The organism is Streptomyces apocyni (genome assembly GCF_009739465.1).
Taxonomy (GTDB): domain Bacteria; phylum Actinomycetota; class Actinomycetes; order Streptomycetales; family Streptomycetaceae; genus Streptomyces; species Streptomyces apocyni.
In genome coordinates, this window is record NZ_WHOM01000036.1 from 18,422 (window position 1) to 41,401 (window position 22,980).

A 22,980-nucleotide genomic window follows, 5' to 3' on the forward strand; every position below is an offset into this window, starting at 1 on the left:
GTCGTTCCCGCGAAGCGAGCGCGGAATGCCCGGAACCTGCCCAAAGGGGCGCCCCAGGGGTCGACCTGAGGACTACCCGGACCACGGCCTACTCCATCGGCAGTAGGACCCAATGCCTGCTGGAGGACGACGACGCGAGCCGATCCAGGCGTCATCGTAGAGATATGACAGCCGACCGTACGCACCAGGACCCGGCGGGTGCGCGATGAGCGCACTCGCCCTGTCCGTGCTGCTCTCCCTCGTCTCCGCGGTGGCCTATGCGGGCGGGGCGATCCTGCAGGAACGGGTAGCCGTGACCTCGCCGGACCGCCCGTACGCACCGCTGCGGCGCCCGGTGTGGTGGGTCGCGGTCGCGCTCAACGGCGTGGGGGCCGTGCTGCATGTGGCCGCGCTGGCACTTGGCCCGCTGAGTCTCGTTCAGCCGCTGGGAGCCCTGACCATCGTCTTCGCGCTGCCGATGGCAGCGCTTTTCGTGGGCCGCAGGGCCGGGTCCACGGCCTGGCGCGGCGCGATCATGGCGACGGTGGGCCTGGCGGGACTGCTGGCGTTGACGGGGGCGGCGGGGTCGCACTCGCTGGACGCGACGCAACGGGTTCTGGTGGCGGCCGTCACCTTCGGGGTGGTGGCGGCGCTGGTGGTGGCCGCCCGTACGGTGCACCGGCACCCCGTGGTGCGCAGTGTCCTGCTGGCCGGTGGCGCGGGTGTCGCCTTCGGTATCGCCTCGGTGTTCACCAAGACCGTCGCGGTCGACTGGAGCACCGGCGGCATCCTCGGGCAGCTGCCCAGCCTGTCGGTGATCGGCGTGCTGGCGACGGCGGGCCTGCTGCTGTCCCAGGCCGCGTACCGCGGTGCCGGACTCGCGGCGCCGCTGGCGACCGTGACCGTGGTGAACCCCGCGGTCGCCGCCGCGGTCGGCCTCACGCTGTTCCAGGAGAGCTTCCGGTACGGCACGACGGGCACACTGCTCGCGCTGGGCTGCTCGGTCGTGGCGGCGGGCGGCCTGATCCTGCTGACGACGGAGCGCATGGGAGACACGGCCGACACCGCGCGTACGGCCACCACCGGGCAGCGCCAGGACCAGCTGCCCACCGGCGCGGAGCGCCTGGCTCCGCTCGCCGCTCCGCTGGCCGTGGCGCCAAGGGGGCAGCGACGGGCCAAGGGCTCGGCGCCCGTTCGGGCCGCCTCCGCCGCCGGGGCCACGGACGTACTGGAGCGGCCGATGGTCAACGACGCCTGGCCACGGGAGCCGACGGCGGGGGCGCCGCCGGGCGTGCCCGTACAACCGAAGCCCCCCAGCACGCGGTTCAGATCCTGACGCCACCCGCGCGCAGATAGGCCAGCGGGTCGACATCGGAGCCATAGCCGGGACCTGTCCGCACCTCGAAGTGCAGATGGGGCCCGGTGCTGTTTCCGGTGGAGCCGGAGCGGGCGATGCGCTGGCCCGCGCCGACGCTCTGCCCCGCCTTCACGGTGAGCGCCGACAGATGCGCGTACTGGCTGTACTTGCCGTCGTTGTGCCGGATCACCACTTGGTAGCCGTACGAGCCCGCCCAGCCCGCCGAGGCCACGCGGCCCGCGGCGACGGACTTCACCGAAGTCCCGGTGGGTACGGCGAAGTCGACGCCCGTGTGGTAGCCGCTGGCCCACGAGCCACCGGCGGCGCGGTAGGGCGTGGTGGGGCTCGCGGCGACGGGCGCCGACAGGCCCTGGGCGGTGGGCTTGGCCTTCACCTGCTCGGCCGGTGGGGTCTGCTCGTTGGCTGGCGGCGCGGGCTTGTCCTGCTTCTTCTGCTGCTGCTTCGGCTTCGGGGCGGGCTTCGGCTGCTGCCGCTCCTGCTTCGGCGGGGCTGGTCGCGCGGCCCGCGGCGTGTCGTCCGCGCGCAGGGTGAGCCGCTGGCCCGGCACGATCAGGTCCGGATCGCTGCCGACGACCTCGCGGTTGGCGTCGTACAACTGCTGCCAGCCGCCCCTGACCTGCTTGGCCTCGGCGATCCCGGAGAGGTTGTCGCCTCGTACGACCCGGTACATCTGGGCCTTGCCCGCGCGGGATTGCGGAGTTTCCTCGGGCTTGGCCTTGGGGGCCTTGGGGGCCTTGGGGGCCTTTGGCGCCTTCGCCGACTGCGCGGCCTGCCGGACGTCACCGCTGGGGCTGATGTCCGGCGCGTCACCGCCCTGGGTGAGCCCGGCGCGCACCGAGCAGACCGGCCAGGCGCCGGGGCCCTGGCCTTTGAGCACCTTCTCGGCGATCGCTATCTGCTGGTCCTTGCTGGCCAGGTCGGCGCGCGGAGCGTAGCCCCGGCCGCCGTACTCCTCCCAGGTGGACTGCTTGAACTGGAGTCCGCCGTAGTAGCCGTTGCCTGTGTTGATCGACCAGTTGTTGGTCGACTCGCAGGCGGCGACCTTGTTCCAGGTGTCGACGTCGGCCGCCTGGGCGGTGCCGCCACTGATCAGTGGAAGCGCCATTCCAGCCCCGCCCGCCGTGACGGTGATCGAAGCGCGGTTGATCCTGCTCGGCTGGTAGCGGCGGTGACGACCGCGTACGGCCATGGGAAGCCCCCTCCAGACACCTGTCGGAAGCGGCAAAAGTAACCGCTGCGCACAGGCGGTGACAAGGGGGCGCACCCCTCAGGATGACCTCACGCCCGCCTCAAGTAGCGTGGCATCCAGTCCAGTTGCACCTGCTGTTGGTACGGACCGCCGCCCTCGTGGTCGTTGAAGGAGTACACCTCGATCGACTTCTCCTCCCCCGCGTACGCGTTGAAGGCCGCGAAGACGGTGGACGGCGGGCAGGTCTGGTCCTCCAGCGCCGCGGAGAACAACGCGGGGGCCCGGCCACGGGCGGCGAAGTGCACCCCGTCGAAGTAGGACAGCGTGCGGAACACCTGCTCCTCGCCCGTCCTGCGGGCCTTCAGATACGCGCCGATCTCGCGGTAGGGCATGCGGTCGGTCAGCGTGGCGGCGCGCGGGAAGGCGCAGAGGAACGGCACGTCCGGGGCGACCGCGGCCAGGTCGGGGACGAGCCCGCCGACCGCGATGGCGAGGCCGCCGCCCTGGCTCACCCCGGTGACGGCGACGCGCGCGGCGTCCACCAGGGGGTGCGCGCGGACGGCCGCCACGGCTCGTACCGCGTCGGTGTACAGGCGGCGGTAGTAGTAGTCGTGCGGGTCCTCGACGCCGCGGGTCATAAAGCCCGGGTGCGCGGGCCCGCTGCCGACCGGGTCCCCGGTCTCGCCGCTGGCCCACCCGTCGCTGCCCTGCCCACGGGTGTCCATGACGAAGTGCGCGAACCCGGCGGCCGCCCACAGCAGATGCATATGCGGCAGCCCACGCCCGCCGCCGTACCCGATGTACTCGACCACCGCGGGCAACGGCTCACGGGCGCCAGCGGGCAGCACGAGCCAGCCCTTGACGGGGTGTCCGCCGTATCCGGCGTAGCTGACGTCGAAGACCTTGACCCCGGTCAGGGGTATGTTCACCGGCTCGAAGCGCGCGTCCAGGTCGTACTGGGCGGCCTCGGCGAGGGTCTTCTCCCAGAACTGGTCGAAGTCGGCGGGCTCCGGCAGGTCGGGCCGGTAGCCGCGGAGTTGCTCCAAAGGAAGATCAAAAAGGGCCATGAGACTTCTTTCCCCACCGGAACACCGGGAAACACCAGGCACGGTGACGACATACTGGCGTCACCGGAGCAGTCTCCCGCTATCCCGCTATCCCGCTATCCCGAAATCTCGAAATCTCGATTCCAGGAGCCACAGGCATGAGCAGTTCAGCCCAGATCGGTGTGACCGGCCTCGCGGTCATGGGGCGCAATCTCGCCCGTAACTTCGCCCGCAACGGCTACACGGTCGCGGTGCACAACCGCACCTCGGCCAGGACCCACGCACTGGTCGAGGAGTTCGGGCAGGAGGGGACGTTCATCGCCGCCGAGACGGCCGCCGAGTTCGTCGCCGCGCTGGAGCGCCCACGGCGACTGGTGATCATGGTGAAGGCGGGTGAGCCGACCGACGCGGTGATCCGCGAGTTCGCGCCGCTCCTTGAGCCGGGAGACATGATCATCGACGGGGGCAACGCGCATTTCGCGGACACCAGGCGCCGCGAGCGCGAACTGCGCGAGCAGGGCCTGCACTTCGTCGGCACCGGCGTATCCGGCGGCGAGGAGGGCGCGCTGCACGGGCCGAGCGTGATGCCGGGCGGTTCGCCGGAGTCGTACGCCACGCTCGGGCCGATGCTGGAGAAGATCTCCGCGAAGGCCGCCGACGGCACACCCTGCGTGACGCATTGCGGGCCGGACGGCGCGGGGCACTTCGTGAAGATGGTGCACAACGGCATCGAGTACGCCGACATGCAGCTGATCGCCGAGGCGTACCACCTGCTGCGGGAGGTGGCGGGCTACTCCCCGGCGCGGATCGCCGACATCTTCCGTACCTGGAACACCGGCCGTCTCGACTCGTACCTGATCGAGATCACGGCCGAGGTGCTGTCCCATGTGGACGCGGCGACGGGTCGGCCGTTCGTGGACGTGGTGCAGGACCAGGCCGAGCAGAAGGGCACCGGTCGCTGGACCGTACAGATCGCCCTTGACCTGGGGGTTCCGGTGTCTGGTATCGCGGAGGCAGTGTTCGCCCGGTCGCTGTCCGGCCATACGGCGCTGCGCGAGGCCTCCGGCGGCCTCCCGGGGCCGTCGGCGGAGCCGCTGGGCGAGGCCGACGCGGCCGCCTTCGCCGACAAGGTGGAGCAGGCGCTGTACGCGTCCAAGATCGTGTCGTATACGCAGGGCTTCCACGAGATCCAGGCGGGCAGCGACGAGTTTGGCTGGAACATCGACCTGGGGGCGGTGGCCGCGATCTGGCGGGGCGGCTGCATCATCAGGGCCGCGTTCCTGGACCGTATCCGCGCGGCCTATGACACGCGCGCCGACCTGCCAAGCCTGCTCTCGGACAAGAGCTTCGCCGAGGAGATCGGCGCGGCGCAGGACGACTGGCGGGCGGTGCTGGTCGCGGCCACCGAGCAGGGGGTGCCCACGCCGGGCTTCTCCGCGGCGCTGGCGTACTACGACGCGCTGCGCGCCGCGCGGCTGCCGGCCGCGCTCACCCAGGGGCAGCGGGACTTCTTCGGCGCGCACACCTACCGGCGCACCGACCGCGACGGCTCGTTCCACACGCTGTGGGGCGGCGACCGGTCCGAGGTCACCGCCTGACGGCCCGCCGCCCGCGGGGCTAGCCCGTGGGTCCCGGCTCGGGGTCAGGCGCCGGGCCGGGGTCCGGGGGGTGCGGGATCGGGGACGGTGGGGGTTTGGGCGTGGGCTTGGGCTCGGGCTCGGGCACGGGTGAGGGGAACGGCCCGGGATCGGGGCGGTCCGGGCCCGGCCCTGGGCCTGGCATCGGTTCTGGCGGGAACGGGTGTGTCATGGGAACTCCTCCAGCGGTACGGAGGGCAGTGGATCGGCGCCGCCCGCTGGACGACGGCCTCGCCGTCCACTCTCTCCCGTCACGGGTTCCCGCGCCTGGCGAGTCCACACGCCGAGGGTCGGACGGGCCGATGCCTAGTCGTTCGTCCGCGTGAGGCGTACTACGGGGATGTCCCGTGCCGTCCCGCGTTGATACCCCTCGTACGGGGCGAACAGTTTGACCAGGCCGGGCCAGACCCGGGCCTTGTCCTCGGGGGACAGGGTTTCGGCGCGAGCGGTGAACCGCTCGGGGCCGACCTGGAGGCGGACCTCGGGCTCTTCGCGCAGGTTGAGGTACCACAGGGGGTGTTGGTCGGACCCGCCGTTGGAGGCCACGATCAGGTAGTCGTCACCGTCCCGCCCGTAGATCAGTACGGTGCGGCGCCACTGCCCGGTGCGGCGTCCCCGGTAGTCGAGGAGGAGGCAGGGCGCGCCCTGCATCGTGGTGCCCTGGGTGCCGCCGGACTCCTCGTACAGCCGCGCTTGCCGTGCCACCCAGCCCTCGGGGCTGATGACGGCCTCGTCGTTCGATGCCATGCCCACTCCTTCCATGCGGCGCTCCGTACCGTGCCACATCGCCTGACCAGCTCAACGCCGCCCGCCCGCAGCGGTGTTCCCGCACCGCAGCGCCGCCGCGCGCAGCCCCATCCGGGGGCTGGACAGCACCGGCACCCGGGTCACGCTCACGGCCCGGTCGGCGGCGGGGGCCATGGACGCCTGGGCGAGCACCACCACATCCGCGTCGCGCACGGCGCCGACCGCCGTCACGACCAACGCCGTGCAGCCCTCCCGGTCACCGGCGTCGAAGCAGTCCCACGCGCCCTCGACCACCTGGGTACGGACCTCGACGGGGCGCCCGGCGCGGCGGGCCTCCTCCTCGACGAGCGCGACCGTCGGGTCCAGCGTGCTCTCCACCGTGGCGAGGACCACGATCCGCGGGCCCGTCGCGACCGCGGCCGCCGCCATCGGCCGGTCGACCCGCAGCACGGGCACCCCGATGGTGGCGGCCTCCGCCTGGGCCTGCGCCTCGGCGACGGCGCCGATCGTCGAGCAGGTGCAGAGTACGGCGCTCGCCCCCTGCGCGACGGCGTCGGCGAGCAGCGCGCGGACGGCGTCGGCCACGGCCCGCGGGCCGTCCACCCTGGCCTGGGCCAGCAGCTCCTCGCGCACGAAGTGGCGCAGCTCCAGGGCGGGATGGTCCTGGTCCCGCAGGGCGTCGAAGACCGGGATGTGGGCGGGCGAGGTGTGCAGCAGGGCGAGCATGGGGCCGAGGCTAAGCCACGATCGTTCGGCGTGTTGGTGGTGTAGTCCACCTTGCCGATCACGCTATCGGCCGCCTACGGCCCTGCGGCGGCGCCCCGCAGGGCGTTTGATCTCCACGCGCGCAGATCCCGCCACACGCAGATCCAGCCACACGCGCGCCCCTCAACGCGCCGGGACGCTCGCGTGGGGGCTGCGCTGGGTGTCGCCGCCCGGCACCGGCGCGGAGGCGTCGTCACCGAGGGCCACGATCCGGTTCTCGGCGTCCACATGGACGACACTGGGCCGCAGCGCACGCGCCTCGGCGTCGTCGACCTGGGCGTAGCTGATCAGGATGACCAGATCGCCGGGGTGGACGAGATGGGCCGCGGCGCCGTTGATGCCGATCACGCCGGAGCCGCGCTCACCCTCGATGACGTAGGTCTCGAGCCGGGCGCCGTTAGTGATGTCGACAATGTGGACCAGCTCGCCGGGCAGCAGGTCGGCGGCGTCCATCAGGTCCGCGTCGATGGTGACCGATCCCACATAGTGCAGGTCGGCCTGCGTCACGGTGGCCCGGTGGATCTTGGACTTGAACATGGTACGAAACACGGAAAAACTCCCGATTTTGTCGGCTCCCTGCCTGTGCTTTGCCGGTCAAGGGCGTTCCCCGGAGCGTACAACGATTCGCTTGTTCGGTCAGATCCCGTCACCACGGGACGTGAGACCTGGACGACTGTCGCGGCCCGTCACGTGGCCGGGACCACTTCGGGTTCGGCCCCCTTCGGCGCGTCCGCGTCGGCGTCGGCGTCGGCGTCGGCGAACTGGGTGCGGTACAGCTCGGCGTACCGGCCGTCCGCGGCGAGCAGTTCCTCGTGCCGTCCGCGCTCCACGATCCGGCCCTCCTCGACGACCAGGATCTGGTCCGCCGCGCGCACCGTGGACAGCCGGTGCGCGATGACGACGGCGGTGCGTCCGGACAGCGCCTCGGCCAGGGCCTCCTGGACGGCCGCCTCGGAGGTGTTGTCCAGGTGGGCGGTGGCTTCGTCGAGGATCACCACGCGCTGCTGGGCGAGCAGCAGCCGGGCGATCGTCAGCCGCTGCCGCTCCCCGCCGGAGAGCCGGTAGCCGCGCTCGCCGACGACGGTGTCCAGGCCGTCCGGCAGCGAGGCCACGAGCCCGTCGAGCCGGGAGCGGCGCAGCGCGTTCCACAGCTCGTCCTCGGCCGCTTCGGGCCTGGCGAGGAGCAGGTTGGCGCGGACCGTGTCGTGGAACAGGTGGCCGTCCTGGGTGACCATGCCGAGCGCCCCGCGCAGCGACGTGGCGCTCAGGTCGCGTACGTCGACGCCGCCGATCCGTACGGCACCCGCGTCGACGTCGTACAGGCGTGGCACCAGCTGGGCGATGGTCGACTTGCCCGCGCCGGAGGAGCCGACCAGGGCGACCGTCTGTCCGGGTTCGGCGCGGAAGGACACGTCGTGCAGGACCTCTTCGCCGCCGCGGGTGTCGAGTGAGGCGACCTCCTCGAGCGAGGCGAGGGAGACCTTGTCGGCGGACGGGTAGCCGAAGCGCACGTTCGCGAACTCGACGGCCACCGGTCCTTCGGGTACCTGCTGGGCGTCCGGCTTCTCCTCGATGAGCGGCTTGAGGTCGAGGATCTCGAAGACCCGCTCAAAGCTGACCAGGGCGGTCATCACCTCGACCCGCGCACCGGCCAGCGCGGTCAGCGGCGCGTACAGCCGGGTGAGCAGCATCGCGAGGGCGACGACGGCGCCGGGTTCCAGGGAGCCGCGCAGCGCGTAGTAGCCGCCGAGGCCGTAGACGAGGGCCAGCGCTAGGGCGGAGACCAGCGTCAGCGCCGTGATGAACGTCGCCTGGGCCATGGCCGTCCGTACGCCGATGTCGCGTACCCGCTGGGCGCGCTCCGCGAACTCCTCGGACTCGGCGCCGGGCCGCCCGAAGAGCTTGATCAGGGTGGCGCCCGGCGCGGAGAAACGCTCGGTCATCCGGGTGCCCATCGCGGCGTTGTGGTTCGCGGCCTCGCGCTGCAGTCGCGCCATCCGGGCGCCCATACGGCGGGCGGGCACCACGAACACCGGGAGCAGGACCAGGGCGAGGAGGGTGACCTGCCAGGACAGGGTGAGCATCACCGCGAGGGTCAGGAGCAGGGTGACGACGTTGGAGACCACCCCGGACAGCGTGCCCGAGAAGGCGCGTTGCGCCCCGATCACGTCGTTGTTGAGGCGACTGACCAGGGCTCCGGTGCGGGTACGGGTGAAGAAGGCGACCGGCATCCGCTGGACATGGTCGAACACCGCGGTGCGCAGCCCCAGGATCAGGTCCTCGCCGATACGGGCGGAGAGCCAGCGGTTCAGCAGACCAAGCCCCGCCTCGGCGAGGGCGATCAGCGCGATGAGGAGGGCGATCCGGACGACGACACCGGGGTCCTGACCCCGGACGATGGCGTTGACGACGTCGCCCGCGAGGACCGGCGTGGCGACCGCGAGCACCGCGGTAACCACGCTGACCAGCAGAAACCGTACGATGCGGGGGCGGTGTGGCCGGGCGAAGGCGCCAATGCGGCGCAGCGTGGCCCGGGTGAAGGGGCGGTGGTCCTGCTGCGCGGTCATGACCGTGCGCAGCTGCGTCCAGGCTGTGGATTCCATGCTCATGAAGCGAACGTAGAACCTCAAGCAAACTTGAAGTCAACTGCGACGTCACTCGCTGGTCCTCGACGCCCCTCGACGCCCCTCGACGCTCTTTGGCCCTCGACGCCCCTCGACGCTCTTTGGGCAGAGCAACGCCCCGATCGGACGGGGGGGTGTGCCGATCGGGGCGCGCCGTGTAGGGGACTGAGAAGGTTCGGGGAAACCCCCTCGTCCGCGCCCACATTCGCATAAACGACCCTCTGTCCGAAATTGTTCCCTGAGAGGAAGAAAATTCGGACAGAGGGCCGCCGGTCTCAGGGCAGCAGGGCCGCCGGTCTCACGGCAGCAGGACCCAGTCCGCCGCCAGCGAGGCGACCAGTCCCGCTCCCAGCAGCCAGGTGCCGAGCCTGGTCCTGCCACGACGGCTGAGCTCGATTACCAGCCCGCACAGGATCAGCAACAGTCCGTACACGCCCACGACCAGCACCGACGACCGGCTCGCCAGCCGCACCACGAGCACCACGGCCGCCGCCGCCATCAACACCGAGGCCGCGGTGATCCGTATCAGCCGAGCCTGCCGTGGCGAAGGCCGCCGTCCTTCGGTTTCGGTATCGGTCTCCGGCGTGCCCTCGGCCTGTTCTTGATCAGGTGCGCTCATGGCTCTGGATCGTAACGGCACGCAGCTCCTTCGCGAGCGAGACGACGGCCGCGGGGTTACGCGGACTCTCGACCAGGTCGACATAGTCCAGGACGACGATCCGCTTGTTCTTCACCGCCGAGACGTCCTTCAGCGGCGGGTAGGACAGCAGGAACTCGCGCTTCTGCCGGGCGCTGGTGTCGCCGTAGTTGTTGACGACGATGACCTCCGGGTCACGCTCGACGACGGTCTCCCAGCCGACGGTGGTCCAGCTGTCCTTGAGGTCCTTCATCACATGGTCGCCGCCCGCCTTGGTGATGATGTCGTGCGGCCCCGCGTACGCGCCCGAGGTCAGCGGCTTGTCCCGGCCGTCGTCGTAGAGGAAGACGCGGGGCCGGTCCTTGCCCTGGGGCGCCTTGGCCTCAGCCTCGGCCACCTGCTTGCGGAACTTCGCGACCAGGCTCTCGGCGCGGTCCTCCACATCGAAGAGCTTCCCCAGGTTGCGCAGGTCGGTGTAGAGGGCGTCCAGCGGTGACATCACCCCACGCGCCTTGCCGCGCCCGTTGCGGCACGACTCGGTCAGCAGATAGGTGTCGATGCCCAGCCGGTTCAGCTCGGCAGGCGTGAAGCCCCTGTCTTCGCCGAAGCCGTAGTTCCAGCCCGCGAAGACGAGGTCGGCCTTGGCGTCCAGTACCAGTTCCTTGTTGATCGTCTTCTTGGAGAGCCAGGTGGTCTTGTCGTACGCGTCCTTCCACGGGACACCGCCCAGGTCGCCCTTGTCGTCGGGCATGACATAGCCCGCCATACGGTCCTCAAGGCCGAGCGCGAACATGATCTCGGTGATGCCGACGTCGTTGGTGACCACCCGCCGCGGGGCCTTGTCGTACGTCACCTTCTCCCCGCAGTTCTCGATCGTCACGGGGTACCGGCCGTCGGCCTTGGCGTCCTTCTCGGCCTCGGATGCGACCTCGGCGCCACAGCCGCTGAGCGCGAGGGCGGCGACGAGTGCCAGAGCGGCAGTGGGGCGGGCGGTGGGGCGTACGGAGAGGGTCAACGGGACTCCTTGGAAGAGGGCCGAGCGGCCGTGAGACGGTCGAAGAGCAGTTGGACCGCGCCGGATTCGGGATGCGGCACGCGATGCGCCCGTACGCCGAACACATCGGCCAGCAGCTCAGCCGTGAGTACGTCGTGTGGGGCGCCGGAGCCGACGATCCGGCCGTGCTGGATGACGTAGAGCAGATCGCAGTGGACGGCCGCGAGGTTGAGGTCGTGCAGGGAGGTGAGCGCGGTCAGTCCGCTGTCGCGCACCAGGGACAGCACCTCCAACTGCTGGGCGATGTCCAGGTGGTTGGTGGGCTCGTCCAGGACGAGTACCTGCGGCCGCTGGGCGAGCGCGCGGGCGATCAGGACGCGCTGCTTCTCGCCGCCGGAAAGGGTGAGGATGCCCCGGTCCGCGAGGTGGCTCGCGCCGACCCGGGCCAGGGCCCGCTCGCATACCTGACGGTCCTCGTCGGTGGTTCTGGCCGCCGAGCGCTGGTGCGGCAGCCGTCCCATGGCGACCACCTCGGCGACGGTGAAGTCGAACTCGGTGGCCGCTTCCTGGGGCAGCGCGGCCAGTCGGCGAGCCCCTTCCCGTACGGTCAGGGCGTGCAGGTCGTCGCCGCCGATCCGGACGACTCCGGCGGACGGCTTGAGCGCCCGGTAGACGCAGCGCAACAGGGTGGACTTACCACTGCCGTTGGGCCCGACGAGCCCGACCAGCTGTCCGCTGCCGACCTGGAGCGACACCTCCTCCACCAGCCGCGCGCCCGCGATCTCGACGGTGAGGTCATCGATATCGACACGCATCACGCACCGCCTCCAAAGCTGTAGCCACGGCGCCGCATCAGCAGCAGAAAGCAGGGCACGCCGATCACCGCGGTCAGCACACCGACCGGCAGCTCCGTCGGCGCCAGGATGGTGCGCGAGGCGATGTCCACCCAGATCAGCAGCACGGCACCGGCCAGCGGCGCCACGGCCATCACCCGGCGGTGGTCAGCGCCGACCAGCATCCGCGCGGCGTGCGGCACCATCAGGCCGACGAAGCCGATCGCCCCGCTGACCGCGACGACGGCCCCGGTGACCGCCGCCGCGAGCAGGAACAGTTCCTTCCGCAGCCGGCCCGCGTCCACTCCGAGCGCGGCCGCCGTCTCGTCGCCCATGGCCAGGGCGTTCAGCCGCCGCGCGGACACCGCGAGATAGCCCAGCGCGGCGAGTACGGCGCCCGCGGCGATCGGCACGGAGGCCCAGGTCGCCCCGGCGAGGCTGCCGAGCAGCCACATCATCGCCGAGCGGGCAGCCTCGCCGCGTTCGGCCATGAACACCATCAGCGTGCTGATGGCGGAGAAGCCGTAGTACATGGCGGTGCCGGTGAGGACGAGCCGCAGCGGCGTCAGTCCCTGAGCGGTGCGCGCGACGGCGTAGACCAGGATCATGGCGCACAGCGCGGAGGCGAAGGCCGCGGCGGACAGCGCCCAGACACCGAGCGCGCCGAGCGCCCCGAAGATCAACACGGCGTTGGCGCCGATGGCCGCGCCCGACGAGATGCCCAGGGTGAACGGGTCGGCGAGCGCGTTGCGGACCATGGCCTGGATGGCGACGCCGACAGCGGAGAGCCCGGCGCCGACGACGGCGGCCAGCAGGGCGCGCGGGAAGCGCAGCTCCCAGACGATCGTGTACGCCGCCACCTCGTCGGGGGATATCACCCCACCGCTCAGCCCGGCCCAGAGATGGCGCAGCACCTCACCCCAGCTGAGCCCGGAGGCGCCGAGACCGGCTCCGCAGACCAGCGAGGCCACAAGGGCCAGGCACAGGGCGGCGATCAGAGGTGGCAGCGGGAGGCGCCGTGGCGGCGCGGGCCCGGCTCCGGTGCTGGGGCCGGTGCCGGTGCTGGGGCCGGTGCTGGGCCCGGTGCCGGGTTCGGTGCCTGTGCCCGGTTCGGTGCGGGCCGGGGAGGGCACGACGGCTTCGCGTGCGCGCGGTGGGGCCACGAGTGGTCGCCTTCGCCTTGGGCCGCTGCGCTGCGTGCCAAGGACCAACCCAGGACATACTGCGCCCCGCGCGGCACCCTCTCGCAGACCACGGCGAGTTGTCAGGAGCTCCTGTCACCGCGGGTAATCGGGCTCACGGAACCGGGGCCACTTCAGGGGCCCTTGCTCCGCCTACCGTTGCGGGTCAGCGCCGGATTTCGACCGGACTTCCCCCGCGGGACAATCGCAGCCTAGCGTGCCTCCTCCTCGCAGGTGACCTTGTCGCGTGGGGTGTAGTGGGTGTTGAACGTCTCACGCTTGACCTCTTCGCCATCCATCCGGAACACCCGGTCGACGGAGACGTCAAAGCCTTCGAGCGGCGTCTGCGGGACGCAGTTCTTCGCGTCCGAGGTCCGCTCCTCGGGCTCGGTCACCTTGGTGCGGGGGCCGGTGACCGACTCGACCGCGTCGTACTTGCGGGTGCCGAGGAAGCTGATGGTGACCGAGGTGTCGGTGGCGCTGGCCTGGATGTAGATGCCGTTCCCGGAGTCGTTGAGGAACCGCAGGTCGAGCGAGCCCCAGGCGACGGTCGCCTCACGGCCCTCGGGGTAGCGTTCTATGTAGAACGAATGCGCCCCGTACTCCACGGGTTTCACCCCGGCGAAGAAGACGGCGTTGAAGACGGTGGTGGCGACAGCCGAGACCCCGCCGCCGAGTGCCTGACCGTACTGGCCGTCGTTGATCCAGGTGCCTTCGACGAAGCCGTTCTCCTTCGTACGCTCCCCCACCCGCTTGTTGAAGCTCCAGGTTTCTCCGGGCTTGACCACGGAACCGTTGATCAGTTCCGCGGCACGGCCGATGTTGGTGGTGCGGTACGCGGCGGGCTCGAAGGTGACGGTGAAGCTGGACAGCACCTCCTTGATACCCAGGTCGTCGACCGTCTGCCGGGTGAGGGCGGGCGGCACCTCCTGGGTGGTCAGCTCGCCGGTACGCGCTGTGCCGCTCTTCGTCAGCAGGGGCAGTACGGCGCTCCCGAGCGCCTTCGCGGTGACCTTGTGTCCGGGTTCGCCGTCCGCGTCCACCACGACGCGCTGGCCGTCGACGCGCAGCGTCGCCGGGACGGGGCCCGGTCCGGTCGCCTGGTCGAGCGGGCGGACCACCGACGGGTCACGGAGCAGTGCCTTGCTGTCGAGCTGGGGCTTCAGGCGGCCGGCCTCACGGTCCGCCTTCATGGTCAGGTGGGCGCCGAGCGTCGTCGGGCCGATCTCGACCGGCTTCCCGGCTACGGTGAGCGTGACCGGCGCGGACATCGCCGGGGTGGCGAACTCCGTCATGGCACGGGTCACTTCCGCCGTCTCGACGCGGGGCGATGTCCGCCGTACGGGCAGCGGGACCGGGAGCCCGGCCGACGTGCCCTCGGCTACGGGGTAGGCGGACCGCAGGGCCTTCAGGGCGCCGTCGCGGTCGAGGCTCAGGCCGTCCTGGGCCCTTACGGGGACCGCCTCGCCCTTCTCGAAGGTGATGGCGCCGTCCCTGACGGGGCGGTCGTGTTCCTTGGCCGTCTTCGCCAGTGCCGTGCGGGCGGTGGCCTCGTCCACGCGGGTGACCGGGTCGATATCCCGGTCACCCCTGGTCAGCAGGCGGCCGATGACGCTCACGGGGTCGGCGCCCGCGCGTGCGGCGCGGTCCGCGGTCTTCCCGGCGTCTATGGCGAACCCGGCCGCCCGTGGGTCGACGGTGTCGTCCTTGTCGCCGATCCGTACGGGCACCGGCTCTGCCCACGCGCCGTGGGCCGCCGCCTTGTCCAGGGCGGCGCGGGCCTCGGCGCGGTCCATTCCGCCGATGTCGACGCCTCGTACGCGGGTGCCGGAGGGTATGTCCTCACCCGCGACGAGCAAGCCGACGCCGTACAGCCCGAGGAACGCGGCGCCCGCCACCCCGACCGTGAGGGCGGCCGGACGTATCCAGCCGCGCCCACCGCGCTCACCGCGCTCACCGCCATCAGAACGGAGCACTGAGCCTCCTCGTCGGGGGCTGCCACACGCGACGGACAGGCCCAGCTTGTCTGTTTCCTTGTGGAACATCTGTGCGCTAATCAGCGTATAAGGCGTGGTTCACGCCGTCGTCCGGAGCGGCCCGGTGAGCGCGTGGAGTGGCTCACACCGCGCCAGGCGCAGTACACGGCAGGCGGCCGTGTCGACTTCCGGGGGACGGGGATGAGGCGGGACTACTCCGAAGGCAGTACACGGGAACGGTCACTGAGGTCGAGGCCAGGCCCGCCGTGCGCGGTGACGATGGAGGAGGCATCTTCGCCCCGCCTTTCCTGTCCTTCCTGTCCTTCCTGTCCTTCCTTCTTACGGAGCTTGATTCGACGTGGCTACGTTCCTGTACGCGCTGGGCCGCCGTGCCTTCCGGCGCCGCGGCCTGGTCGCCCTCATATGGGTGGCGGTCCTGGTGGGTGTCGGCGTCGCGTCCGCCGCCGCGCCCGCACCACCCGCCGACTCCTTCGCCATGCCGGGAACGGAGTCACAGAAGGCCTTCGACCTGCTTGACGAGCGCTTCCCCGCGGCGGGCGCCGAGAACGCGCAGGCCCGTGTGGTGATCCGCGCGCCGGAAGGGGCGAAGATCTCCGACCCGGCGGGCAGGTCCGAGGTGGCCGAGCTGGTCAAGGACCTCGGGGCGGGCCCGCAGGTCGTCGAGGTCGCCGACCCCTTCAAGGCCGACGCGGTCAGCCAGGACGGCAGGACGGCCTACGCCTCGGTGACGTACGAGGCCCCCGCCATGGAGCTGACGGACGACGCGCGTGACGCGTTGGCCGAGGCCGCCGACTCGGCCAGGACCGCCGGGTTCACCGTCGAGACGGGCGGCGACGCGGTGGTGGCCGAAGGGGAGCTGGGCGGTACCGCCGAGCTGATCGGTATCGGTGTGGCCGCGGTGGTGCTGCTGCTCACCTTCGGGTCGCTGGTGGCGGCCGGGATGCCGCTGCTCTCGGCGATCGTCGGCGTCGGAATCGGCATCTCCGGCATCGCGGCGCTCGGCAGTGCGCTCGATCTCTCCGCCACGACCTCGACGCTGGCGATGATGATCGGCCTCGCGGTCGCGATCGACTACGCCCTGTTCATCGTCTCCCGCTACCGCGCGGAGATCACCGAGGGCCGTACCCCGGAGGAGGCTGCCGGGCGCGCCGTGGGTACGGCGGGTTCGGCCGTGGTCTTCGCCGGGCTGACCGTGATCGTCGCCCTGTCCGGGCTCGCCGTGGTGAACATCCCGGTCCTGACCAAGATGGGTCTGGCCGCCGCGGCGACCGTCGCCATCGCCGTACTGATCGCGCTGACCATGACTCCGGCGCTGCTGGGCTTCGCCGGTCGCCGGGCACTCAGCCGTAAGCAGCGCAAGAGCCAGGGCAAGGGCCAGAGTCATGCGGCCGCCGAGGCCAAGCCGAAGCTGGGGACCCGCTGGGCGCGGTTCGTCATCCGCCGCCCGCTGATGGTGCTGGCCACGGCCGTACTGGGCCTCGGGGTGATCGCCGTTCCCGCGGCGAGCCTGGAGCTCGGGCTGCCCGACGAGGGCTCAGCGGCCCCGGACTCCACCCAGCGCAAGGCCTACGACATGCTGTCGGAGTCCTTCGGCGCGGGGTTCAACGGCCCGCTGATGCTCACCGTCGACCAGGGGGACGCCGGAGGTAGCGGGGACATCAAGGCGTCCGCCGCCGCGGTGGACAAGGCGGTCACCGGTCTGGGCGAGGCCGCCGCGGTGACACCCGCGCGCTTCAACGACGCGGGCGACACCGCGATCATGACCGTGATGCCCAAGACCGGCCCGAGCGACCGCGCCACCGAGGACCTGGTGAAGTCCATCCGGGACCTGTCCGACGGCATCCACGCCGACACCGGCGCCGAGCTGCTGGTCACCGGTCAGACGGCGATGACCATCGACTTCTCGACGACGCTGGACGCCGCTCTGGTGCCCTACCTCGTGCTCGTGGTGGGCCTGGCGTTTCTGCTGCTGATGGTGGTCTTCCGTTCCGTCCTGGTCCCGCTCAAGGCCGCGCTCGGGTTCCTGCTCTCGGTGGCCGCCGCGCTGGGCGCCGTCGTGGCGGTCTTCCAGTGGGGCTGGCTGGCGGACCTGCTGGGGGTGGAGCAGCCGGGCCCGATCATGAGCATGATGCCGATCTTCATGATCGGTGTGGTGTTCGGCCTGGCCATGGACTACGAGGTCTTCCTGGTGACCCGGATGCGCGAGGCGCATGTGCACGGGGCCACCCCTCAGGAGGCGATCACCACCGGCTTCACGCACGGCGGGCGGGTGGTCTCGGCCGCCGCGATCATCATGATCAGCGTCTTCTCCGGGTTCATCCTGGAGAGCGACAGCATGATCAAGATGATGGGCTTCGGCCTGGCCATCGCGGTCCTGTTCGACGCCTTCGTGGTCCGGATGGCCATTGTCCCAGCCGTACTGGCCCTGCTCGGCAACCGCGCCTGGTGGCTGCCGAAGTGGCTGGACCGGGCGCTGCCCAACGTGGACGTCGAGGGCGAGCGGCTGAACCAGCGGCCGGACGTCGCCACGCCCGCAGTGGAGCTGGAGAAGGAGTCCGTACCGGTCAGCTGACCGTCGCCTGACGCACCTGAGGGGCCATCCGAAGATGGCCCCTCAGGTGTGCGCGGAGCACGGTGCGCGGTGCGCGGACGGCTCAGGTCAGGCCGTCGGCACCGGGTAGGTCGGGTACTCGACGCCGGAGACATGCTGGACGACCCGGATGACCTGGCACGAGTAGCCGAACTCGTTGTCGTACCAGAGGTAGAGGATCGCGTTGTCGCCGTCGACCTTGGTGGCGCCCGCGTCGACGATCGAGGCGTGCCGCGAGCCGATGAAGTCGTTCGAGACCGCGTCGGGGGCAGTCGTGAAGTCGATCTGACGCTTGAGCGGCGAGGTCAGCGACACGTTGCGGAGGTAGTCGAGTACCTCGTCGCGGCTGGTCTCGCGGCCGAGCCGCAGGCTGAGGATGGCGATCGAGACATCCGGCACCGGAACCCGGATCGAGCTGCCGGTGATCGGAGCCTTGAGGTCGGGCAGCGCCTTGGCGACGGCGGATGCGGCGCCGGTCTCGGTGATGACCATGTTCAGCGGCGCGGAACGGCCGCGGCGGTCAGCCTTGTGGTAGTTGTCCAGCAGGTTCTGGTCGTTGGTGAACGAGTGGACGGTCTCCACATGGCCGCGCAGCACGCCGTACTCGTCCGCCATCGCCTTCAACGGCGGGACGATCGCGTTGGTGGTGCAGGAGGCGCAGGACAGGATCTGCTCGTCCGGCTTGATCGTGTCGTGGTTGACGCCGTGCACGATGTTGGGGACGTCGCCCTTGCCGGGCGCGGTCAGGACGACCTTGTCGATGCCGGGGCGCAGGTGCGTCGACAGGCCCTCGCGGTCACGCCACTTGCCGGTGTTGTCGATGAGGATGGCGTCCTTGATGCCGTACGCCGTGTAGTCGACCTCCGACGGGTCGTTCGCGTAGATCACCTTGATCTCGTTGCCGTTGGCGACGATCGTGCTGTTCGCCTCGTCAACGGTGATGGTGCCCTGGAACTGGCCGTGGATGGAGTCGCGGCGCAGCAGCGAGGCGCGCTTCACGATGTCCTGTTCGCCGCCCTGCCGGACGACGATGGCGCGCAGCCTGAGGCCGTTGCCGGACCCGGCCTTCTCGATGAGCAGGCGGGCGACGAGACGGCCGATGCGGCCGAACCCGTACAGGACGACGTCGCGTCCCTCACTACGCTCGATCTTGTTGGCACCCGTGGCGCCGACGACGGCCTCGGCGGTGAACTCCGCGACCGACAGGCCGCGGTCGTCGGTCTTGTACGTCGCGGCGAGCATGCCGAGGTCGATCTGGGACGGACCGAGGTCGAGGGTGGTGAGGGCCTGCAGGAACGGCAGCGTCTCGGTGACCGAGAGCTCCTCACCGGCGATCTGCCGGGCGAACCGGTGGGTCTTGAGAATGCTGACCACCGACTTGTTCACCAAGGAGCGGCTGTGAAGCAGGACGGTCACGTCCCGCTCCCGGTGCAGCTTCCCGATGATCGGGATCATTGACTCCGCGATCTCCTCGCGGTTCTTCCAGTTGGTGAACGAGTCGTCGTTGACAGTCACAGGGTTATCTTTCGAGCTAGGCGGTGCTCATATGCTACCCCTACCTCATTTTGATCATGGAAGCAGTCACCCCTCGAACGGCCCGCGCGGCAGGAGATGGGGGCCGGTCGGCCCCTTACTGTGTTGCCCCCGGGGGCGTTGACATGTGCGGCTCCGCCGAAGCCCAGGCCGAGTAACCGTGACGCGGAGGGAGCGGCCCCGGTCAACGTCGCCTGACACCGCTACAGGTGGGCCCCGACTGGTCCCCAAAAATGATTAGGGGCCGTCTCGGATTGCTCCGAAACGGCCCCTAATTTGCGACTCTTTCGAGTCGGGACGACAGGATTTGAACCTGCGACCCCTTGACCCCCAGTCAAGTGCGCTACCAAGCTGCGCCACGTCCCGATGTGTGATCCGCAGGGCTCCCCGCGCTCGCACAGTCAGAACCTTACCTCACCCCGAACCCCGCCATGCCCCCCGACCCACACCTCGGTCCATGCCCCGGACCAGCCTCGATGCGGGTTCTGGCAGCGCGGGGCGACAATCGGGGGGTGACTACCGGACCCCGCCCCACAGACCGCAACCGCAACCGCAGCCACAGCGGCGGCCGTGACCGCGACACCGAGGGCCGGGCGCGTAACGCCCGGCCACGGGACGGGCTTGGCCGCCCGTTGCCGTACGGGACGGAAGGGGTCGAGCGGCAGCCGGAGGGGGTGGTCCGTACGCCGGACGAGACAGTTACCGAGGCGCAGGCGCTGCTGGACGCGGGGCGGCCGTTCCACGCGCACGAGGTGTTCGAGGACGCCTGGAAGTCGGGGCCCGAGACGGAGCGGGCGCTGTGGCGGGGTCTGGCCCAGCTGGCCGTCGGCCTCACGCATGCGGCGCGGGGGAACATCACGGGTGGCGCGCGGCTGCTGCGTAGGGGTGCGAGCGCTGTCGGGCGGGAGTATGGGGGTGAGGAGCGTGCGGGCGGCGGGCTTGGGCCGTACGGGATTGACGTCGGCGGGATTGTCGGGTGGGCCGAGGGGTTGGCGGATCGTCTGGAGCGGGACGCCGAGCCGGTTGACGCGGCGGCCTGCGCGCCCCGGTTGCGCCGGGAGCCCTGACCTGCCAGCGAGCCTTTCGGTTATGGAAATCGTTTCCATTAAGCTAGCGTGGTTCCTCCACCGTGCCCATCTCCACCGAGCGAGGAATCACCTGTGCCCACCCTCCCCTCAGGCGGCCCGCTGCCTGTGACCGTCCTCTCCGGCTTCCTCGGTGCTGGCAAGACCACGCTGCTCAACCACATCCTGAGCAATCGGCAGGGGCTCCGGGTCGCCGTCGTCGTGAACGACATGAGTGAGATCAATATCGACGCCTCACTGGTACGCGACGGCGGCTCGCTGTCCCGTACGGAAGAGCGGCTCGTCGAGATGACCAACGGCTGCATCTGCTGCACGCTCCGCGACGACCTGCTCGACGAGGTGGCACGGCTCGCGCGCGAGGGGCGCTTCGACTATCTGCTCATCGAGAGCAGCGGCATCTCCGAGCCCATGCCGGTCGCCGCCACCTTCGCCTTCGCCCGCGACGACGGGGCCTCGCTCACCGGCCTCGCCCGCCTGGACACCATGGTCACCGTCGTGGACGCGGTGAACTTCCTGCCCGAACTGGACCGCGGCGACGAACTCACCGAGCGCGGGCTCGCTCCGGTCGACGATGACGAGCGTACGGTGACCGATCTGCTCATCGACCAGGTCGAGTTCGCCGATGTGATCCTGCTCAACAAGACGGACCTGGTGAGCGAGGAGGACGCGCGCCGACTGGAGGCCACCCTCCTGCGCCTCAACCCCTCGGCCCGCGTCCGGCGTATCGCGCACGGCGTGACCGACCCGGCCGAGCTCCTGGGCACCGGTCTCTTCGACCTGTCCAAGGCCGAGCAGGCACCCGGCTGGGTCGCGGAGTTGAACGGCGACCACATCCCGGAGACCGAGGAGTACGGGATCTCCTCGCTGGTGCTGCGCGATCCCCGCCCCTTCCACCCCGAGCGGCTGTGGCAGCTGATCACCGGCCCGCTGGACGAGGGGACATACGGTCAAGTGCTGCGCTCCAAGGGCTTCTTCACGCTGGCCACCCGGCCGGGCGTCACGGGCCTGTGGTCGCACGCCGGTTCCGTCGCCCGCTTCGAGCCCACCGCGGCCCACGACGCGCACACGAGCGAGGAGTTGCCGCAGGGCCAGGAGCTCGTCTTCATCGGTACGGAACTCCAGCGGGACGCGCTGCGCGAGGCGCTGGGCCAGTGCCTGCTGACCGACGCCGAGTTGACGGCGGGCCCGGCCCACTGGACCCGGCTTCCCGACCCGTTCCCGACCTGGGACGTCCGCCCGACGGACGTCTGCGAGCGGGAGCACTGACGGCGTACGGCGGCGACGGCGGCGTACGGCAGTCGGGCCGGGCGGGTCAGGCGTTCGGGGACGGCTCGTGTGCGGGGTGGGCGAGCGGGGTGAGGTGGGGGCGTTTGGCGGTGTGGGTGTCGCCTGAGGAGCGGTCGCGGAGGCGGCGCAGCGCCCACGGGCCGAGGAAGGTGGCCGCCCAGCGCGCCTCCCCGGCGAGCGTCGGGCGCGGCGCCGGGGTCGGCAGGGGGCGGGTCCAGGTGGTGTCGCTGCCGGGGAGGCGGAGCGCGTCGGCGACCGCGGCGGCGATCCGGGTATGCCCGAGGGGGCTGGCGTGCAGGCGGTCCGCGCTCCACATACGCGGGTCGGTGGTGACCTCGGGTCCGGCCGTGTCGGCGACCAGCACGCCGTGCCGCGCGGCGGCCGCCCGTACCCGGGTGTTGAAGTCCCTCACCCGGGGTCGCAGCCCGCGCGCGAGGGGCGCGATCCTGCCGATGTCGGGGAAGGTGAGGGTGACGACCGTGGCGCCCGCGTCGGTGAGCGCGGCGAACATCTCCTCCAGCTCGCTGACCACCGCGTCGGCGTCGTACCGGGGCCGGATCAGGTCGTTGACCCCGGCGAAGACGGTGGCGAGGTCGGGTCGCAGGGCGAGCGCGGGGGCGAGTTGGCCCGCGCGCACCTGCGCGGCGAGCCTGCCCCGTGCCGCCAGGTTGGCGTAACCGAGCTCGGGCTGGAGGTCGGTGAGTTGCTCGGCCAGGCGGTCGGCCCAGCCGCGGTGCCCGACCGTGTCGTCGCCGTCGCCGATGCCCTCGGTCTGGCTGTCGCCAAGCGCCACGTAGCGCACGTACGAGCTGGGCGGGGCGGCGTGCTCAGACATGGGCGCGCTCCCTGGCCGCTCGGGCGCGTAGCACCGACGCGGTCCGCAGGCACCACTCCCGTTGCTCCCGCTCAAAGCTCAGACCCCGAAGACCGGTCAGATACGGGCCGACGCGCGCGCCGACGCGCAGGAACTCCGCTTCGTCCAGGTCACCCCGGAGCTTCTCGAGCAGCGGGGTGAGGACCGCGATCTTCGCCTCGGCGACGGTCGCCCGTTCCTCCAACTGCTCGATGACCGCGTCCGCTTCGGTGCGGTCGGCGGCGTGGACCTTGACCATCAGGTCGTCCCGGATGAAAGAGGGCTTCGCGGTATCCGCGGCGAAACGCTCCAGTTCGGCGAGTCCGGCGTCGGTGACCGTGAAGAGCCGTTTGTTGGGGCGGCCCTGCTGAACCACCTCACGGCCCGTGATCAGTCCGCCCTTCTCCAGCTTGGCGAGCTCGGCGTAGAGCTGCTGCGGCAGTGCGTGCCAGAAGTTGGCGACGCCGATGTCAAAGCCCTTGGCGATCTGATAGCCGCTGTACTCGCCGTCGAGCAGCGCCGCCAGCACGGCGTGGCGGAGTGCCATCGCGGTCGGCCCCCTTCTCGTCTTCGCGGTTTGTCGCTTGTCGCTTGTCGCTTGTCGCTTGTCGCTTGTGGTTTGTGG

Annotated in this window: 19 protein-coding genes and 1 tRNA gene; 5 read left to right on the forward strand and 15 right to left on the reverse strand. The window is 70.8% G+C overall.

The annotated features are described in order from the left end of the window. The first annotated feature begins 205 nt into the window (after positions 1–205). Positions 206–1,315, forward strand: coding sequence for a DMT family transporter (locus tag GCN81_RS03790; protein ID WP_231626347.1), 1,110 nt, complete (start codon positions 206–208; stop codon positions 1,313–1,315). Here GCN81_RS03790 and GCN81_RS03795 read toward each other — a convergent pair. Then, positions 1,305–2,546 carry a transglycosylase family protein gene (locus GCN81_RS03795; RefSeq protein WP_156722004.1) on the reverse strand — a complete coding sequence of 414 codons (1,242 nt, stop codon included), beginning with the start codon at positions 2,544–2,546 and terminating at the stop codon, positions 1,305–1,307. The genes GCN81_RS03790 and GCN81_RS03795 overlap by 11 nt on opposite strands. An 89-nt stretch (positions 2,547–2,635) precedes the next feature. Beyond that, positions 2,636–3,613, reverse strand: coding sequence for an acetylxylan esterase (locus GCN81_RS03800; RefSeq protein ID WP_156722005.1), 978 nt, complete (start codon positions 3,611–3,613; stop codon positions 2,636–2,638). A gap of 137 nt (positions 3,614–3,750) precedes the next feature. On the opposite strand from GCN81_RS03800, the gene gndA reads away from it, so the two are divergent. Beyond that, entirely contained in the window at positions 3,751–5,190 is a 1,440-nt protein-coding gene (gene gndA, locus GCN81_RS03805) for an NADP-dependent phosphogluconate dehydrogenase (protein WP_156722006.1), read from the forward strand. A 345-nt stretch (positions 5,191–5,535) separates the two neighbouring features. Here gndA and GCN81_RS03810 read toward each other — a convergent pair whose 3' ends face one another. The 9 genes from GCN81_RS03810 to GCN81_RS03850 all read right to left on the reverse strand — a co-directional run bounded on the left by GCN81_RS03810 (position 5,536) and on the right by GCN81_RS03850 (position 14,986). After that, a complete protein-coding gene (locus tag GCN81_RS03810) occupies positions 5,536–5,976 on the reverse strand; it encodes a nitroreductase family deazaflavin-dependent oxidoreductase (protein WP_156722007.1) in 441 nt (146 codons plus the stop codon). Between the two features lie 51 nt (positions 5,977–6,027). Then, complete coding sequence (locus GCN81_RS03815) at positions 6,028–6,702, reverse strand: aspartate/glutamate racemase family protein (protein ID WP_156722008.1); 675 nt, start codon at positions 6,700–6,702, stop codon at positions 6,028–6,030. A gap of 162 nt (positions 6,703–6,864) precedes the next feature. Beyond that, positions 6,865–7,290 (reverse strand): aspartate 1-decarboxylase, encoded by a 426-nt coding sequence (gene panD, locus GCN81_RS03820; protein WP_156722009.1) that lies wholly within the window; start codon positions 7,288–7,290, stop codon positions 6,865–6,867. 137 nt (positions 7,291–7,427) lie between these two features. Next, positions 7,428–9,350 carry an ABC transporter ATP-binding protein gene (locus tag GCN81_RS03825; protein ID WP_197287463.1) on the reverse strand — a complete coding sequence of 641 codons (1,923 nt, stop codon included), beginning with the start codon at positions 9,348–9,350 and terminating at the stop codon, positions 7,428–7,430. A 313-nt stretch (positions 9,351–9,663) separates the two neighbouring features. Then, entirely contained in the window at positions 9,664–9,984 is a 321-nt protein-coding gene (locus tag GCN81_RS03830; RefSeq protein ID WP_156722010.1) for a hypothetical protein, read from the reverse strand. Further along, positions 9,971–11,017 (reverse strand): ABC transporter substrate-binding protein, encoded by a 1,047-nt coding sequence (locus tag GCN81_RS03835; RefSeq protein ID WP_156722011.1) that lies wholly within the window; start codon positions 11,015–11,017, stop codon positions 9,971–9,973. The genes GCN81_RS03830 and GCN81_RS03835 overlap by 14 nt, the downstream gene beginning before the upstream one ends. Beyond that, positions 11,014–11,811 (reverse strand): ABC transporter ATP-binding protein, encoded by a 798-nt coding sequence (locus tag GCN81_RS03840; protein WP_156722012.1) that lies wholly within the window; start codon positions 11,809–11,811, stop codon positions 11,014–11,016. The genes GCN81_RS03835 and GCN81_RS03840 overlap by 4 nt, the downstream gene beginning before the upstream one ends. Then, positions 11,811–12,836, reverse strand: coding sequence for a FecCD family ABC transporter permease (locus GCN81_RS03845; protein WP_231626384.1), 1,026 nt, complete (start codon positions 12,834–12,836; stop codon positions 11,811–11,813). Before GCN81_RS03845 ends, GCN81_RS03840 begins: the two co-directional genes overlap by 1 nt. A gap of 386 nt (positions 12,837–13,222) precedes the next feature. Further along, complete coding sequence (locus GCN81_RS03850; protein ID WP_231626349.1) at positions 13,223–14,986, reverse strand: VanW family protein; 1,764 nt, start codon at positions 14,984–14,986, stop codon at positions 13,223–13,225. A 358-nt stretch (positions 14,987–15,344) separates the two neighbouring features. Here GCN81_RS03850 and GCN81_RS03855 point away from each other — a divergent pair, with 358 nt between their 5' ends. After that, positions 15,345–17,579, forward strand: a complete 2,235-nt coding sequence (locus GCN81_RS03855; protein ID WP_156722014.1) for an MMPL family transporter — start codon at positions 15,345–15,347, stop codon at positions 17,577–17,579. Between the two features lie 87 nt (positions 17,580–17,666). Here GCN81_RS03855 and GCN81_RS03860 read toward each other — a convergent pair whose 3' ends face one another. Both GCN81_RS03860 and GCN81_RS03865 read right to left on the reverse strand, forming a co-directional pair. After that, entirely contained in the window at positions 17,667–19,112 is a 1,446-nt protein-coding gene (locus GCN81_RS03860; protein WP_156722015.1) for a glyceraldehyde-3-phosphate dehydrogenase, read from the reverse strand. Between the two features lie 310 nt (positions 19,113–19,422). After that, positions 19,423–19,496: transfer RNA gene (locus tag GCN81_RS03865), tRNA-Pro, on the reverse strand. Between the two features lie 110 nt (positions 19,497–19,606). On the opposite strand from GCN81_RS03865, the gene GCN81_RS03870 reads away from it, so the two are divergent. Both GCN81_RS03870 and GCN81_RS03875 read left to right on the forward strand, forming a co-directional pair. Then, positions 19,607–20,197 (forward strand): DUF309 domain-containing protein, encoded by a 591-nt coding sequence (locus tag GCN81_RS03870; protein WP_156722016.1) that lies wholly within the window; start codon positions 19,607–19,609, stop codon positions 20,195–20,197. A gap of 93 nt (positions 20,198–20,290) precedes the next feature. Beyond that, a complete protein-coding gene (locus tag GCN81_RS03875; RefSeq protein WP_231626352.1) occupies positions 20,291–21,481 on the forward strand; it encodes a GTP-binding protein in 1,191 nt (396 codons plus the stop codon). 46 nt (positions 21,482–21,527) lie between these two features. Here GCN81_RS03875 and GCN81_RS03880 read toward each other — a convergent pair whose 3' ends face one another. Together GCN81_RS03880 and GCN81_RS03885 are read right to left on the reverse strand one after the other, a co-directional pair. Further along, positions 21,528–22,337: an SGNH/GDSL hydrolase family protein gene (locus tag GCN81_RS03880; protein ID WP_156722017.1), complete on the reverse strand. Its 810-nt coding sequence runs from the start codon at positions 22,335–22,337 to the stop codon at positions 21,528–21,530. Then, positions 22,330–22,902: a PadR family transcriptional regulator gene (locus GCN81_RS03885; protein WP_156722018.1), complete on the reverse strand. Its 573-nt coding sequence runs from the start codon at positions 22,900–22,902 to the stop codon at positions 22,330–22,332. The genes GCN81_RS03880 and GCN81_RS03885 overlap by 8 nt, the downstream gene beginning before the upstream one ends. Between the last annotated feature and the right edge of the window lie 78 nt (positions 22,903–22,980).

Bases quoted from the DNA above. Each gene is read 5' to 3' on its own strand.
- GCN81_RS03790 (WP_231626347.1), top strand. From the start codon at position 206: ATGAGCGCACTCGCCCTGTCCGTGCTGCTCTCCCTCGTCTCCGCGGTG.
- GCN81_RS03795 (WP_156722004.1), bottom strand. From the start codon at position 2,546: ATGGCCGTACGCGGTCGTCACCGCCGCTACCAGCCGAGCAGGATCAAC.
- GCN81_RS03800 (WP_156722005.1), bottom strand. From the start codon at position 3,613: ATGGCCCTTTTTGATCTTCCTTTGGAGCAACTCCGCGGCTACCGGCCC.
- gndA (WP_156722006.1), top strand. From the start codon at position 3,751: ATGAGCAGTTCAGCCCAGATCGGTGTGACCGGCCTCGCGGTCATGGGG.
- GCN81_RS03810 (WP_156722007.1), bottom strand. From the start codon at position 5,976: ATGGCATCGAACGACGAGGCCGTCATCAGCCCCGAGGGCTGGGTGGCA.
- GCN81_RS03815 (WP_156722008.1), bottom strand. From the start codon at position 6,702: ATGCTCGCCCTGCTGCACACCTCGCCCGCCCACATCCCGGTCTTCGAC.
- GCN81_RS03825 (WP_197287463.1), bottom strand. From the start codon at position 9,350: ATGAGCATGGAATCCACAGCCTGGACGCAGCTGCGCACGGTCATGACC.
- GCN81_RS03830 (WP_156722010.1), bottom strand. From the start codon at position 9,984: ATGAGCGCACCTGATCAAGAACAGGCCGAGGGCACGCCGGAGACCGAT.
- GCN81_RS03840 (WP_156722012.1), bottom strand. From the start codon at position 11,811: ATGCGTGTCGATATCGATGACCTCACCGTCGAGATCGCGGGCGCGCGG.
- GCN81_RS03870 (WP_156722016.1), top strand. From the start codon at position 19,607: ATGCGGGTTCTGGCAGCGCGGGGCGACAATCGGGGGGTGACTACCGGA.
- GCN81_RS03880 (WP_156722017.1), bottom strand. From the start codon at position 22,337: ATGTCTGAGCACGCCGCCCCGCCCAGCTCGTACGTGCGCTACGTGGCG.
- GCN81_RS03885 (WP_156722018.1), bottom strand. From the start codon at position 22,902: ATGGCACTCCGCCACGCCGTGCTGGCGGCGCTGCTCGACGGCGAGTAC.